General features: G+C 65.5%; 14 protein-coding genes and 2 tRNA genes. 2 read left to right on the plus strand and 14 right to left on the minus strand.

The window, feature by feature from the left end; genetic code table 11:
• Nucleotides 1-12: 12 nt before the first annotated feature.
• From AB0B02_RS08150 to AB0B02_RS08195, 10 genes are all read right to left on the minus strand, one after another.
• Nucleotides 13-405, minus strand: a complete 393-nt coding sequence (locus AB0B02_RS08150; RefSeq protein ID WP_357298078.1) for a MaoC family dehydratase — start codon at nucleotides 403-405, stop codon at nucleotides 13-15.
• A gap of 2 nt (nucleotides 406-407) precedes the next feature.
• Nucleotides 408-857, minus strand: a complete 450-nt coding sequence (locus tag AB0B02_RS08155) for a MaoC family dehydratase N-terminal domain-containing protein (RefSeq protein ID WP_281938133.1) — start codon at nucleotides 855-857, stop codon at nucleotides 408-410.
• 123 nt (nucleotides 858-980) lie between these two features.
• Nucleotides 981-1,148: a 50S ribosomal protein L33 gene (gene rpmG, locus AB0B02_RS08160; protein WP_013288652.1), complete on the minus strand. Its 168-nt coding sequence runs from the start codon at nucleotides 1,146-1,148 to the stop codon at nucleotides 981-983.
• Nucleotides 1,149-1,280: 132 nt separating this feature from the next.
• Nucleotides 1,281-1,353, minus strand: a tRNA-Met gene (locus AB0B02_RS08165).
• A gap of 25 nt (nucleotides 1,354-1,378) precedes the next feature.
• Nucleotides 1,379-1,451, minus strand: a tRNA-Thr gene (locus AB0B02_RS08170).
• 95 nt (nucleotides 1,452-1,546) lie between these two features.
• Nucleotides 1,547-4,075 (minus strand): bifunctional diguanylate cyclase/phosphodiesterase, encoded by a 2,529-nt coding sequence (locus tag AB0B02_RS08175; protein ID WP_357298081.1) that lies wholly within the window; start codon nucleotides 4,073-4,075, stop codon nucleotides 1,547-1,549.
• 591 nt (nucleotides 4,076-4,666) lie between these two features.
• Nucleotides 4,667-4,924 carry a hypothetical protein gene (locus AB0B02_RS08180; protein WP_357298084.1) on the minus strand — a complete coding sequence of 86 codons (258 nt, stop codon included), beginning with the start codon at nucleotides 4,922-4,924 and terminating at the stop codon, nucleotides 4,667-4,669.
• Nucleotides 4,925-5,230: 306 nt separating this feature from the next.
• Nucleotides 5,231-5,404: a hypothetical protein gene (locus tag AB0B02_RS08185; protein ID WP_281938139.1), complete on the minus strand. Its 174-nt coding sequence runs from the start codon at nucleotides 5,402-5,404 to the stop codon at nucleotides 5,231-5,233.
• A gap of 242 nt (nucleotides 5,405-5,646) precedes the next feature.
• Nucleotides 5,647-5,973 carry a hypothetical protein gene (locus AB0B02_RS08190; protein ID WP_281938607.1) on the minus strand — a complete coding sequence of 109 codons (327 nt, stop codon included), beginning with the start codon at nucleotides 5,971-5,973 and terminating at the stop codon, nucleotides 5,647-5,649.
• 5 nt (nucleotides 5,974-5,978) lie between these two features.
• Nucleotides 5,979-6,107 carry a hypothetical protein gene (locus AB0B02_RS08195; RefSeq protein ID WP_357298088.1) on the minus strand — a complete coding sequence of 43 codons (129 nt, stop codon included), beginning with the start codon at nucleotides 6,105-6,107 and terminating at the stop codon, nucleotides 5,979-5,981.
• Nucleotides 6,108-6,522: 415 nt separating this feature from the next.
• Here AB0B02_RS08195 and AB0B02_RS08200 point away from each other — a divergent pair, with 415 nt between their 5' ends.
• Both AB0B02_RS08200 and AB0B02_RS08205 read left to right on the plus strand, forming a co-directional pair.
• A complete protein-coding gene (locus AB0B02_RS08200; RefSeq protein WP_357298091.1) occupies nucleotides 6,523-7,401 on the plus strand; it encodes a helix-turn-helix transcriptional regulator in 879 nt (292 codons plus the stop codon).
• Nucleotides 7,394-7,591, plus strand: a complete 198-nt coding sequence (locus AB0B02_RS08205) for a DUF397 domain-containing protein (RefSeq protein WP_357298094.1) — start codon at nucleotides 7,394-7,396, stop codon at nucleotides 7,589-7,591. Before AB0B02_RS08200 ends, AB0B02_RS08205 begins: the two co-directional genes overlap by 8 nt.
• Nucleotides 7,592-7,837: 246 nt before the next feature.
• On the opposite strand, the gene AB0B02_RS08210 is transcribed toward AB0B02_RS08205, so the two are convergent.
• The 4 genes from AB0B02_RS08210 to AB0B02_RS08225 form a co-directional block, all read right to left on the minus strand.
• Entirely contained in the window at nucleotides 7,838-9,445 is a 1,608-nt protein-coding gene (locus AB0B02_RS08210; protein ID WP_357298097.1) for a hypothetical protein, read from the minus strand.
• Nucleotides 9,446-9,522: 77 nt separating this feature from the next.
• Entirely contained in the window at nucleotides 9,523-10,056 is a 534-nt protein-coding gene (locus AB0B02_RS08215; protein WP_357298101.1) for a tyrosine-type recombinase/integrase, read from the minus strand.
• Between the two features lie 242 nt (nucleotides 10,057-10,298).
• Complete coding sequence (locus AB0B02_RS08220; protein ID WP_357298106.1) at nucleotides 10,299-11,195, minus strand: HEPN domain-containing protein; 897 nt, start codon at nucleotides 11,193-11,195, stop codon at nucleotides 10,299-10,301.
• A gap of 45 nt (nucleotides 11,196-11,240) precedes the next feature.
• Nucleotides 11,241-12,314: a DUF262 domain-containing protein gene (locus tag AB0B02_RS08225; RefSeq protein ID WP_357298109.1), complete on the minus strand. Its 1,074-nt coding sequence runs from the start codon at nucleotides 12,312-12,314 to the stop codon at nucleotides 11,241-11,243.
• Between the last annotated feature and the right edge of the window lie 602 nt (nucleotides 12,315-12,916).

Here is a 12,916-nt window from a genome sequence, read left to right on the forward strand (position 1 = left end):
TCGGGTGGCCCCTCAGCGAGGAGTACGGATCAGCGCCCGGGCCTGCGACAGCACCTTCTCGCCCCGACAGGTGGCGGTGATGTCGAGCCTGGTCAGGCCCGCCTCGGTGACGTCCTTGACCACGGCGGCGACCTCGATCTCGGTGCCCTCGTCGGTGTCCGGCACGACCACCGGCCGAGTGAAGCGGACGCCGAAATCGACCACCGCGTCCGGCGCGCCGGCCCAGCCGGCGACCGCGCGACCGACCAGCGCCATGGTGAACATGCCGTGGGCGATGACCCCGGGCAGGCCCACCCCGGTGGCGGTGCGGTCGCTCCAGTGGATCGGGTTGAAGTCCCCCGAGGCGCCGGCGTAGCGGACCAGGTCCGCCCGGGTCACCCGGAACGTCTGGACGGGCAGTTCCATGCTCACGCCTCCTCCCGACGTACGACGATCTTGGACCAGACCGCGACCACCGGCTCACCGGCCACGGTGCTCACGTCGGTGCGGGTGGTCAGGAAACCGTGCCCGCCCCGGCTGCTGACATCCTCGATGACGCTGACGCACACCAGCTCGTCACCGGCCACCACCGGCCGGGTGTACGCGAAGCGCTGGTCGCCGTGGACCACCCGGCTGTAGTCGACGCCCAGCGCCGGGTCATCGACGATCTGCTGGTTGGCCGCCATGGTGATGATCACCGGGAAGGTCGGCGGCGCGACCACGTCGGGGTGGCCGAGCGTCCGGGCCGCCTCCGGGTCGTGGTGCGCCGGGTCGATCGCGCCGATGGCGGTGGCGAACTCGCGGATCTTTTCTCGGCCCACCAGGTAGGGGGCGGTCGGCGGATAGGTCCGGCCGACGAAGGACGGGTCCAGGGACATGCCGCGAACCTACACGGAACACACGAACGCCGACCCGCGCGGTCGAGCGGCCTTCTCAGGCCGTCGACCGGTGCGAATCGGCGTACGGGATGCTGCTGCGGGGCCGGCGGTGCCGGCCGGGCGTCAGCGGGTCTCGCGGTGGACGGTGTGCTTGCCGTCCCGGGGGCAGAACTTCTTCAGCTCGATGCGGTCCGGGTCGTTACGGCGGTTCTTGCGCGTGATGTAGTTGCGCTCCTTGCACTCCACACACGCCAAAGTGATCTTCGGCCGGACATCGGTCGCCTTCGCCACGGCGGAGTGCCTTCCTCGCTCACGGATATCAACTACGGCGTGTCAGCCTACGCGCTGACCACGCGGACATGCAAAGCGGGCGCCCTGTGGCGCCCATCCCACCGACCACCGGGCGGACCCGGGGGACGAGAGTAGCGGTGGCCGGACTTGAACCGGCGACACAGCGATTATGAGCCGCTTGCTCTACCATCTGAGCTACACCGCCGTGGCGGGTCCAGCCGGACCCTTTGAGCCCCCTTACGGAATCGAACCGTAGACCTTCTCCTTACCATGGAGACGCTCTGCCGACTGAGCTAAGGGGGCCTGCTCGATCACCCTTCGGGTGTCGCGCAGAGGAAACAGTACACGACCGCGTCGCGGAGGTGAAATCGGATCCCCCCGACAGGTGCCATCCCTGCTCAGGGCACCACACGCAGCCGCGGCAGCTCCCCCGCGGCGACCGTCTCGGGGTCGACCTGGGCGCCGAACCACGCCTCCAGTCGCTCGTACGGCAGCGGCCGGCTGAACAGGAAGCCCTGGCCGATCTCACAACCGATGTCCTGGAGCAGCTCCAGGGTCAGCTCGCTCTCCACCCCCTCGGCCACCACCGTCAGGCCGAACTGCTGGGAGAGCGTCACCACCGCGTTGACGATGGCCAGATCGCCCGGATCGGTCGCCATGCCCTGCACGAACGACCGGTCCACCTTCACCTCGTGCACCGGCAGCCGGCGTAGCTGGGCCAGCGACGAGTTGCCGGTGCCGAAGTCGTCCACCGAGAGCCGGACCCCGATGTCGCGCAGACAGCGCAGGATCGGCACCGGTCGTTCGGTGCCGTCCAGCACGCCCGCCTCGGTGATCTCCAGCGTGAGTCGCTGCGGCGGCACGCCGTACTCCGTCAGCAGTTCCCGCACCAGCCCCGGGAAGCGCGGGTCGTTCACCGTCCGGGCGGCCAGGTTGACCGAGACGCAGAGCGGCTGCTCGCCGTGGCTCCAGTCGCGGCTGCGCCGCATGCTCTCCCGCAGCACGAACTCGGTGAGCCGGCCGAGCTGGCCGGTGTGCTCGGCCACCGCCACGAAGTCGTCAGGCGAGACCGTGCCGTGCGCCGGGTGTTCCCAACGCGCCAGGCACTCCACGCCCACCAGGCGGCGGTCCCCCAGCGTGACCTTGGGCTGGAAGTAGACCTCCAGCTCGCCGTCCTCCAGCGCCCGCTTCAGGTCGCCGGCGAGACCGAGCCGGCGCAGCGACCGCGACTCCAGCGCCGGGCTGTAGAGCTGCACGCTGCCCGGGACCGACTTCGCCGCGTTGGCCGCCAGGTCGACGCGTTGGAGCAACGCCACCGCGTCCCCACCGTGGTCGGGGTGGACGGCCACGCCGACGGCGGTGTCCACGTCCAGGGTGAGCGCGTCGAAGACCATCTCGTCCCGGATCTGCTCCCGGAGCTGGGTCGCCAGGTCCAGCGCGGCCTCGACGCCCTCCAGCCGGAGCGTCACCAGGAACTCGTCCCCGCCGGCGCGACCCACAAGCGCCGAGGAGGGCGCGCAGGCCCGCAGCCGCTCGGCCACCTCGACCAGCACCTTGTCGCCGGCCGCGTGGCCCAACGACTCGTTGACCTGGCGCAGCCGGTCGACGTCGAAGAGCAGCAGCGCCACCACCTCGCCGGGGGCACGGATCTTGACCGCCTCCCCCACCGCCGCGATGAGTCGCCGCCGGTTCGGCAGCTTGGTCAACGTGTCGTGCTCGGCGTCGTGCCGCAGCCGGTCGACCAGGCGGGAGTTCTCCAGCGCGACCGCGGCGTGCGCGGCGACGGTCTCCAGCAGCGGCACGTCGGTGCGGCTGAACGAGTTGCTGGCGCCGAGCCGGTTGGCCACCTCAAGGGTGCCGACGACCGCCTGCCCGGAGCGCAGCGGCACCACGATGACGTCCTTGACCCGCTGCTCGGTGAGCGCGGTCCGCAGTTTCCCGTCGGCGCCCGCGCCGCGGGTGAGCACCAGCGTCTGCCCGTCCCGGCGGACCTGCTCGCGCAGGGCGGCGGGCGTGGGCGCCACGTCCAGCAGCCCCGGGTCGGCGATCCGGGAGGTCAGCAGCACCTCCGGGTGGCGGCGCTGCGCCGGCAGCCAGAGCGTCGCGTACTCCGCCTGGAGCATCGCCCGGACGCGGCCCAGCAGGGCGTCGGCGAGCGTGCCGTCCTGGCCGCTGCCGCTGACCGCGCGGCTCAGCTCGTACATGTCGGAGAGCGTCCGGTGCTGCCGGAAGAACTGCGCGTACGCGCGGTAGACAAGCGCCAGCGCGGAGACCAGTGCGGACAGCAGGACCAGCGACCACCAGTTGGAGGTGATCAGGATCAGGACGATCAGACCGGCGACGATGTTGATGCCGGCGGAGAACAGCGCGGAGGGCGACTTGCGGAAGGCGTCGCGGCCGGTCTGCCAGCCCTGGACCAGCGTGTAGACGCCGGCCACCGACGTGATGCTGACCAGGTTGACCATGATGGCGGCGGTGAACAGCGTCAGCCAGGTGCGCGGGCCCACGCCCTCGACCGGGGGCAGCACCTGCAACACCAGCACGGCGAGCGAGGAGCCGGCCGCCGCACGGGCGACGTTGAACCAGAGCTTCGTCGCGCCCATCCGGTGCCAGAGATGGGTGAGGATCGCGGCCCCGGTGCAGATCGCGACCACCGTCAGCGGACGGGTCAGATAGAACGCGAGCACCAACGGGATCTCGGTGATCGTCACACCGAGCGACTGGCGTCGTACGGTGAAGTTGAGCACCGGAAGCCCGGCGGCGACCATCGCCACCAGCAGCACCACCGCCAGCGGCCAACCGCCGAACGGATGGTCGCTGATCAGACCGGTCACCGTCGCACAGACGACAGCGAAAAGGACGAGCGGCCCGGTGATCAGCCAAGCGTGATCGTTGGACCGCGAGCCCTTGACGGGCTGTGCGGACATGCCGCCCCTTCCGTCGATCGACGTTCGCCTGGCTCGGAGGGGACGGTGAACGTCAGCGAGTCGCAGGCATGTTCCAGATGACGTCCGCGGTCTGCATGTCGCCGAGCTCCGGCCCTGCGCCGACCAGGACGCCACTCATGACAGCGGCAAAAACCAGCATTGAGCCAAGCAGCCGGCCCAGTCTTCGACCAGACATGTTCGCTCTCCTGTCGGGGATGGGACACCGGGGATGGTGGAGGTTCCACGATCGTGCCACAGGGCCCGCACGCAGGAAAGCGGTGGGAACAGGCCCGATCCGACCGTCGAAAAGGTTTCGCCGATCGGCCCGGTGCCAGAGGGACGCGAAGCCAGATCAGCGGGCTCAGGGGCCCCGCGGCCGTCCGTCCATTGCGTATTCCGACCTTCAGCGCGAACTGATCTAGGCGGCCTCGAAGCGATCGGGCCGCTGCGCCCGGCCGCACTCCCCATCCCCGTGGCTCGGACGACCCTGGGCATAGACCACCATACCTATAACTCGCCTCAGCACCAGAGGGCGATACGGGTCAATCGCTGGCGAATCACCGACACATCCCCTCACCTGCCGGTTCCGCCTCAGTCGTCCACCGGCATCGGCCACACGTCCCGGGCGTCGTTGAACGCCGCCCCCGGCGGCGGCTCCACCGTGAGCGCCCGGAGCCGGCCGGGCAACGCCCGGAGCCGGCCCGGCAGCGCCCGGAGCCGGCCCGGCAGCGCCGCCACGCCGCGTCGCGTCGACCGCCACAACCACCGCGCGAGGCAGACGACGGCGACCACCGCGGCGAGGGCCAGCACGTGGATCAGCACCCAGCCGAGCAGGCCGACATAGAGCATGACCGCACGGTACGACCTTTTCTTGTACGGCGGCGCGCCGGCGCTCGGACCAGGCGTCCGTTCCTCGGGTGGTCCTTCTCGTGCTGACGCACCTGCTCATCCCAGACCTCCCGGTCGTAGTCCGGTCCGGCGAGCCCTCGCCGCAGTGCAACTTCTCGTCAGACACCCATGGCGTTCCAGTCGCGCTCCCCGACGTCCGCGAGTGGAACGCCATGGGTGTATCAGGGCACCGGAGACACCCATGGCGTTCCACCCGAGGGCCGCCCGGCCGGTGGGTGGAACGCCATGGGTGCGTGGGTGCCGGCCTCAGGTCAGGCGTCGGATGCGGACCTTCGGGCGTTCGTTCCGCAGGTGGCCCTGCTTGTGTTGGCGTACCTGCTCGTCCCAGACCTCTTGGTCGTAGTCCGGGTCCGGCGGGATCCACCGGTGGGAGCCGTCGCTGTAGTGGAACTTCTCGTCGCCGGCCCGAAGAATGCTCACCGCGCCCCACCCAGGAACCGGCGGTGCAGACAAGCGGCGGGCACGTCGACCAACCGGGCTTCCGACGCGGGGTCAGTGGTCATCGCCGGTCCTCGGAGACGGCCCTTGGGGGCGGTCGACCGGAGCGGGTGGTAGCTCCGCACGCGATGCCCTGACCTCGGCGAGCATGCGCTTCCGATGCGCGGCAACCTGGGCCTCGTCGAGGTTCATCCGCGAGCGGGTGTCCTGCCAACTGCGCACCATCAGCCTGTCCGTTCCCGTGCCGGGCAGTGAGGACGGCTGGCGGGAACCCGCACTCCGTCGCTCCGGCGTCCACCGTCCGGAGCCGGCCTCATCCCCAGCATTCTGGTTGCTTGTGGAGAAGCAGCGCCCGCTCTCAGCCCGCACTGCTTGACGAAGATCGACCGACGCGCCACGGCGTCGCCCTGCTCGTCGAGCTGGTAGCCGTCCAGCCATGTCCACCCGTCGTAGGTGCTCCAGTCGAGGACGCGGATCAGCCGGAAGTGGAACGGCCGCACGAACTGCACGCCGGCCGCCCTGTCGACGAGAAGCAGCACGCCGGGCTTCAGCTCCGTCACTGCTCGCAGACCTTGCGCCAGGCGCGGATGCGGGCGCGGGCGACGACCACACGGGGACACCATCCGTACGGCCGGCAGCGCGAGCAGGTGTACGCCACGTGGTAGTCGATGACGGCCCAGGACACCGCCACCAGGAGAGGCGTGTCGGGTCTCCGTTCCGGCCTCACGGCGCCCCGCCGTTACGCCGCTTCTCGCGGTGTTCTGTCCGATCCTGTGCGGCCCGGTCCGCGGGAGGTCGGACCAGCGGCAGGACATTTGCCGTGTCGTTCCGCTTCCTGATTACGCGAGGGCGCTCGTTGCCGGTCGGCCGCTGCACCACGTCGACCGGCTCGTTGCTGCGTAGGAACCACTTCCAGCGGGGCATCGCGCACCTCCGGCGATCGTCGGTCGACCCCTTTCCGCAGTCAACGTGGCGTAGTGACACCGTGACTGCAATGTCTCATCGCGGGATTCGGACATAGAGATTGACGGCGTGCCATTCGGGCGGGCAGGGTGGCTGGAATGAGACACAGGAGCATCTGACGGGAGATTGGGGACCAGATGGCCGAGACGGGATCTTCCGTCCCGCGTCGGCAACTCGGCCGGCTGCTGCGGCAGTCGCGCGAGGAAGCCGGCATCAACCTGGAAGCCGCCGCGAGAACGCTGGAGTGGTCACGGGCGAAGATGTATCGGCTGGAAGCCGGCCACACCTCGCTACGCACCCACGACGTGAACCTCATGTGCCAGCTCTACGGCACGTCGACCGACCTGACCGAAGTCCTCGTCTCACTCGCCCGGGAGAGCAAGAGCCGGGGTTGGTGGCACGCCTACGGCGATGCGATCCCCGCCTGGTTCGAGCTGTACGTCGGGTTGGAAGCCGCCGCCTGCCACATCCGGCAGTACGAGCCGAACCTGATCCCTGGACTCCTTCAGACACCCGAGTACATGTCGGCGGTCTTCGAGACCAAACCCGGCCGCACGCCACAAGAGGTGGCCCAGAAAGTCGCCCTCCGGATGGAACGACAGAAGCTCCTGGCTCGCAGGAGTCCGGCAGCGCCCCTCTTCGAAACGATCGTCGACGAGGCTGTCCTACACCGGCCGCTCGGTGACGTGGAGGCTTGGCGGGCTCAGTTGGCCTACCTGGTCAACGCGACTCAGGCAACGAATATCAGGGTCCGGGTACTGCCGAGCAGCATCGGCCCACACCGAGCGTCCGTCGCAGGGAACTTCGTGTTGCTCGACTTTCCCGCGAAGGGCACTCGGCCTGCCGAGCCGACCACCGTCTACAGCGAGTCGATGACCGGCAGCATCTACCTCGATCGGCGGAGCGAGGTAGAGACTTACTCGTCGGCTTGGGAGACTCTGTGGGACCTTGCCCTGGACCAGCGCGCCTCCGAGGATCTGGTGGGTGCCGTGATCAAGGAGACTTTCGATGACTGAGATGACCACGGCCCGCTGGCGGAAGAGCAGCTACAGCGGCAACGAGGGCAACTGTGTCGAGGTTGCCGACAATCTTCCGGGCGTCGTGGGCGTACGGGACAGCAAGGACGTCGCCGGTCCGTCGCTGACGTTCAGCTCGGCGCACTGGAACTCTTTCGTCGAGTTCGTGAAGGACAGCTCCCATAGCTGAGCTTCGGCATCCGAAAGGGGTCCGCGAATCACGAAAGCGGCCCCCGATCAGCATTCCTGCTGGTCAGGGGCCGCATCCGCACCTGGTGGCGGGTAGAGGATTCGAACCTCTGAAGCTTTCGCGACGGATTTACAGAGCGTCCGTATTCTCACCTGCCTCAACCTGCGTGACCTGGCCATCTACTCCCTCGATCGCAAGCCAGTCGACGCGCAGCCCACTATATGCCCACGCCTACGGAATCAATGCTTATGGAAGGACCAAGCCATCCGGCGGATAGCCCTCCGGCCAAGCATCAAACTTGAGCGGAACTCGGAGATTCGACCCCTGGAAGGACAACTGTCCGCCTTTAAAACAAGCCCCCTCGAAGGAGACTTCTCCGCCATTGAACTGGCTCACAAAAGACACCCTTCCCCCACCGAATACCGCCTCAGGGAAGGACAGCCGCCCATTAGCGCTGAATACCGCATCGCTGAAGGAGACATGCCCACCGTTGAAAGCCGCCTGAAAGAAGGACACCTGTCCATCACTGAACACCGAATTGTCGAAGGACACCTCTCCACCAGAGAAGGAGGCATCGAAGAAGAGAACGTCTCCACCTCTGAACTTCGCACCGTAGAACGACGCTCCCCCACCTCTAAACTTCGCCCCAAAGAAAGACACAGTCCCGCTACTGAACCACGCAAAGAGGAAGAAGACCTGCCCGCCACTGAACGATGCATTGTTGAAGGAAACATCTCCACCAGCGAACTTCGCCCCCGAGAAGGACACCTGCCCGCCACTGAAGTTCGCCTCGTCAAAGTTCACCTTCGAACCGCTGAACTCCGCTCTACCGAAAGACGTCGTTCCGTCACTGAAGGACGCATTGCTAAAGGACACTTCCCCACCAGTGAACTTCGCGCCGAGGAAGGATACCTCCCCACCGCAGAACTTCGCCTGATGAAAGGACACCCTCCCGCCACTGAACAACGCCTCATCGAAGGACACCTTCCCGCCGCTGAACAACGCATGCGAGAAATCCCCGCCGTCGAAGACCGCGCCGGTGAAGTCGAAGTCGCAGCCACTCCATGAGGTTTCCTCCTCAGCGCCGAGGCGTAAATGTCCGCCAATTAGTCGGACGACGGTGCGACGTACCTCCCGCTCCTCGCGAGCGATCCTGGCCGTCTCAATGCCCATGATCGGCACTTGGTCGTCAGCCGGTGCTGGCGTTTCCCTGACCGCGTCCGCCAGAGGGGCGTAGGGCATGCGCAGGTAGGCGCAAAGGACGTCGATGCAGGTCTGCCGCCCTTTCAGCCAGTCATCAGCAAGACCGGCCATTGCGTACACACCAGCCAGTCGTACGGCAGCCTTCTCCGACCCAAGCTGCTCGGATGCCTTGGCAAAGCGTTCGTTGAAAAGGCGGACGCCGTTGCGATCGGTCTCGATCTTTGCCCGTTCGTCGGCCGCCTCAGCGAGAGCCTTGGTCACTTCGGCCCGCAGATCAGCAGCGTGCGCCAGTTGGTGAGCGAACTCCGCCAGCGCGTTCGTGTGCTCTGTTACGCGCTGCCGACGGTAGGCGACCACCAGGGCTGCCACACCGCCGGTGCCGGCCACAACGGCGAACACAAGCTTTAAGAGGTCGAACAGGGTAGCTGCCGTAACAGTCGCATCCCGCTTAACACCAGGCCACCCCGCATACCAGAGCGCCGCAGTGATCAGACTGCCAACTAACAGCAACGCAATCGCAACAGCCAAGGCGATTGACCGACGGATTCCCCAGAGCCGCAGCTCTGGCACAGGGCTGTCGGTGGCTGAAACGGAACCAACCGCGACAAGGACCTCCGGCCGGGTTGAAGCTTGGGGCACAGGAAACTCCACTCCCTACTTCTAGCGCACCTCGTCCACATCGGTGCTCGGCCGGACGTCCGCAAATGTGACCCGGGCTGGCAGGAACGTCATCCGAGGGCGTCACCAATCTTGTCGTTCATGCTGTCGTCACCGCCGTCGATGCAGTTGGCGTAGACGCGGAGCAGGACGGCGACGCCGTGGCCCAGGCGCCGGGCAACCTCGGTCGGCGGGACGCCGGCATTCAGCCAGAGCGAGGCCGCCGCGTGCCGGAGGTCGTAGGGCCGGCGGACGAGCGGCGAGGCGACCTGTGATGCGGTCAGCGCCTTCTCGCGGCCGAGCTTCCACCACCGGTCGTAGACCGACTCAGAAAGCGGCCCACCGTGGAGGCCCCGGAAGAAGCGGCCATCTGGGGCGACCCCGTGATTGTCGACGTGCGCGCACAGCAGCTCGACCAGCCGGGGCGGAATCGGGACCGTGCGAGTCTCGGCCCTACCCCGGTGCTTGAGGCCGCGCCGCTCGTGGGAGCCGCCGTCGTCGGTCCAGTGCGAGCCGGCGCGCGGCGAGGTGCCGGCGAGCACCAGGCGTCCCCAGCGATATTCGATCTTCTCGTGGTCGCAGGATCGGGAAGGCTTGACCGCCACCAGGTCGTTGAAGTCCGCGCCGCAGCGGTGCGGATGTAGTCGGGAGGGGTGCCGAGGGTGGCGAACGGCTGCGGATGCAGAGTTAGCAGGCCTGTTCGGCATTGAGGCCGGGGCACTGTTGACCGAATACGAGAGCGTCGAATGGGTGGAAGGACGCACGGAGACGGTTATCCGAGTCTATCGGGTAAGACCAGAAGATCAATAGAAGTGCAGCCCGCCTGATTATAATCATCGCAGTCCGCTCAAGCGCAGTCTGTGCTCTCCCAACGGATCGCCGTTCCACTCTTGTCTCTTTCTACCACAGCATCGTAACTCACGCGAGCTTTCGAAATAGCGTGCAACCAGATGGCGTTCCGGTCAAGGTCGGTCTTTAGCGCTCGGCGCGCGTTCTCCCTTTTGCAGGCGTAGCGCCTACCATCAAAATCGACGAAAACAATAGAGATATCATCCGCCAACTTCGGCCGCGAAGCTTGCGCGAAACTGGTGGCGCTATCATGAATTAAACGTGCCGCCCTACTGGCAAGGAGGTCGAACCCAAGAGCGATTGCCTTAGCCTGCTGACAGAAGGTAAGCAACTCACTTGGCTGAATATTAGAGTCCGCCTTATGCGCCGCCCGATTGCGCAGCCTCAGCCCTTGGGCGTATGCATCACGGAGTGGCACTGCCCCCAGACCGACGCGAGAACCAAGCCTTGTCATTTCATTCCATGGATCCGCAGCATGGAGCGTCTTGAGAATATTGCCCACTTCATCCGCGCCCACATTGGACCCGCTGTAGCCCAGTGAAAACTTCGATATGTGCAACGGACCGTTGAGAGTGCTTGCGACCTCGGACGCGGCCTGCTGCAGAAGCGGCACCGGATCGTCCCCCTGGCGGCTCGCCATCTTTGCATGGGCATGAGCCGCCCGCATAACCTCCACAGTGGCAGCAAGGACCAAGTCGCGGGGGAGATCGGAGAATACGAGCGCAGTTCTACTGATATAGGCTAGGACCTCTGCCGATCTCTCGCGTATGAAGTCTTCAAGTGCACTGAACGTCACAACCATTAGGCCATTGCGCAGGATCCGAGCACGGTTGTTGTGAGAGGTTTCAGTAAGCGCCTGGTCAATAAGAAGTGGCTGTGCGAGTGCATCCTGCACGGCAACAACTCTGTCTAAGAAGTTGCGACGCGTGACCGACATGCGCTATTCAGCCGCCTCGCGTAGCGCATTGGCCATTTCGCTAACTCTGTACTTTACTTTTGAGGGCGTATTGGTTGCGACACGGACCGCATCCTCAAAGGTATCGTCTTCAAAAAGTCTGCGAGTGACCTGCTCCGCGCGCCCCTTTCTGCGCCCCAATTTCTCGATTACGGCAGGGGAAACCAGACTAACGGCAATCATCTGACTGTCATACATCCCAGCCAACGCTTGGTCTCGCCATGCAGCCCTGTCGGGCCGCTTGAAAGCGTTAGCACCCCAGAGTCGCTCACAGCTACTTACTGCGTTTAGGAAGGCGGAGGATAAATCATTTAGTGACTTAGAGTCGGGGTTCTGATTCCTCTGCATGTAAATGTCCATAGACAACCGAAAGTCACCCGAAAACTGCTGCCAAGAATCCATGAGGGTGAAGAATCTTAAGACATACTCGACATCCAGCATTGCCCTGTATGCAGGAGACCTGGTATCACGAATCTTTAGCTGATGGCGAAGGAAGGAGTTTTCCGACAGCTTCACGAGCAGATCGTTGAGGGTGCCTCGGTATATTACGTTACGGATCTCTTGGGCGTTGAGCGGCTGGCCACCCGAGTTTAAACGGTGAAAGACCTCGTACTTCGTTGCAGGGTCACTCTGGCGCAGGAGTGTAACTGCGCGAATATACGGACGAACAAGCAGCGCGTTCTTTAATGAAGGGGGAAGATCCCTAAACCGGTAACCGTTAAGCTCCTCGAACCTACTAAGAAGCGAGAGGGAGAGGCGGTTTCTCATGAATTCATGAATCGCCGTCAGTCGCTGCTTTCCATCAATTACCGAATAGCTTCCGAAATCATCTTCAGCCAGGTATACCGGAGGCACGGGGATGTTTAGCAAGAAAGACTCGATTAGAGCCGACTGCTTAGCCGCATCCCACCTTTCACGACGTTGAAACTGGGGACGCACATCGATAGCCTCGCCCTCGACCATCGAGGCCACCGTTTCAAGAGACAGGTCGGACGCCTGAAGGACCAACGCATCTTGCGCCAGCTCGAATCTCCGAATGACGTCACTATCAGCGCGCATCGTACTCCCATGCATCAGGCATCAGGGCCAGATAGATAACCGTACCGACCAAGAGTGCCCGAGTCTAGTTCACAGCGAATGGGTGGGTCCGACACCAGAACGTGAGCCGGCCCGAGCACGATCCTCGCTGGTATTTGCCGTCAAGGACAATCGCTGCCGATTTCCTCTGTTCTAGATCAAGGCGCCGCGCTCCGCGCGTCGCGGGGCGGTAACCCGGCCGGCGGCAAGCCGCCCCGGCCGCCTCCGGCGCCGGGGCGGAGAGCCACCGACTGCCGCCGGACCGCCGCCCCGAGTTCGTTGATGCGGCCGGCGGCACGATCACGGCCAGGCGGTACGGAAGCCAAGCCGGTCGGCCTCGTCGACGGTCAGGGCTTCCGACTGCCGCGCCAGTCCAACCCCGGGACTGGCTTGCCCCCGGTCCCTCTCCCCCAGCCGGCGACACCTCACTGCGGATCCCTCAGCCAATCGCTACACGCACGGACTCCGCCAGACCGGACCAAGGTCACCAACGCCAGCGTTCACAGCCCCAGAAGAGCCTTCAGCGGGCAAGATCGATCTGCCCACCATCTGCCCACAACCAGTCGTCAACGGCTGGACTCAGC

This window comes from Micromonospora sp. NPDC049240, assembly GCF_040647835.1.
Lineage (GTDB): Bacteria > Actinomycetota > Actinomycetes > Mycobacteriales > Micromonosporaceae > Micromonospora.

Coding starts and splice junctions, on each gene's coding strand:
- AB0B02_RS08180 (WP_357298084.1), bottom strand. CDS start 4,924: ATGCTCTATGTCGGCCTGCTCGGCTGGGTGCTGATCCACGTGCTGGCC.
- AB0B02_RS08150 (WP_357298078.1), bottom strand. CDS start 405: ATGGAACTGCCCGTCCAGACGTTCCGGGTGACCCGGGCGGACCTGGTC.
- AB0B02_RS08200 (WP_357298091.1), top strand. CDS start 6,523: ATGGCCGAGACGGGATCTTCCGTCCCGCGTCGGCAACTCGGCCGGCTG.
- AB0B02_RS08225 (WP_357298109.1), bottom strand. CDS start 12,314: ATGCGCGCTGATAGTGACGTCATTCGGAGATTCGAGCTGGCGCAAGAT.
- AB0B02_RS08155 (WP_281938133.1), bottom strand. CDS start 857: ATGTCCCTGGACCCGTCCTTCGTCGGCCGGACCTATCCGCCGACCGCC.
- AB0B02_RS08205 (WP_357298094.1), top strand. CDS start 7,394: ATGACTGAGATGACCACGGCCCGCTGGCGGAAGAGCAGCTACAGCGGC.
- AB0B02_RS08175 (WP_357298081.1), bottom strand. CDS start 4,075: ATGTCCGCACAGCCCGTCAAGGGCTCGCGGTCCAACGATCACGCTTGG.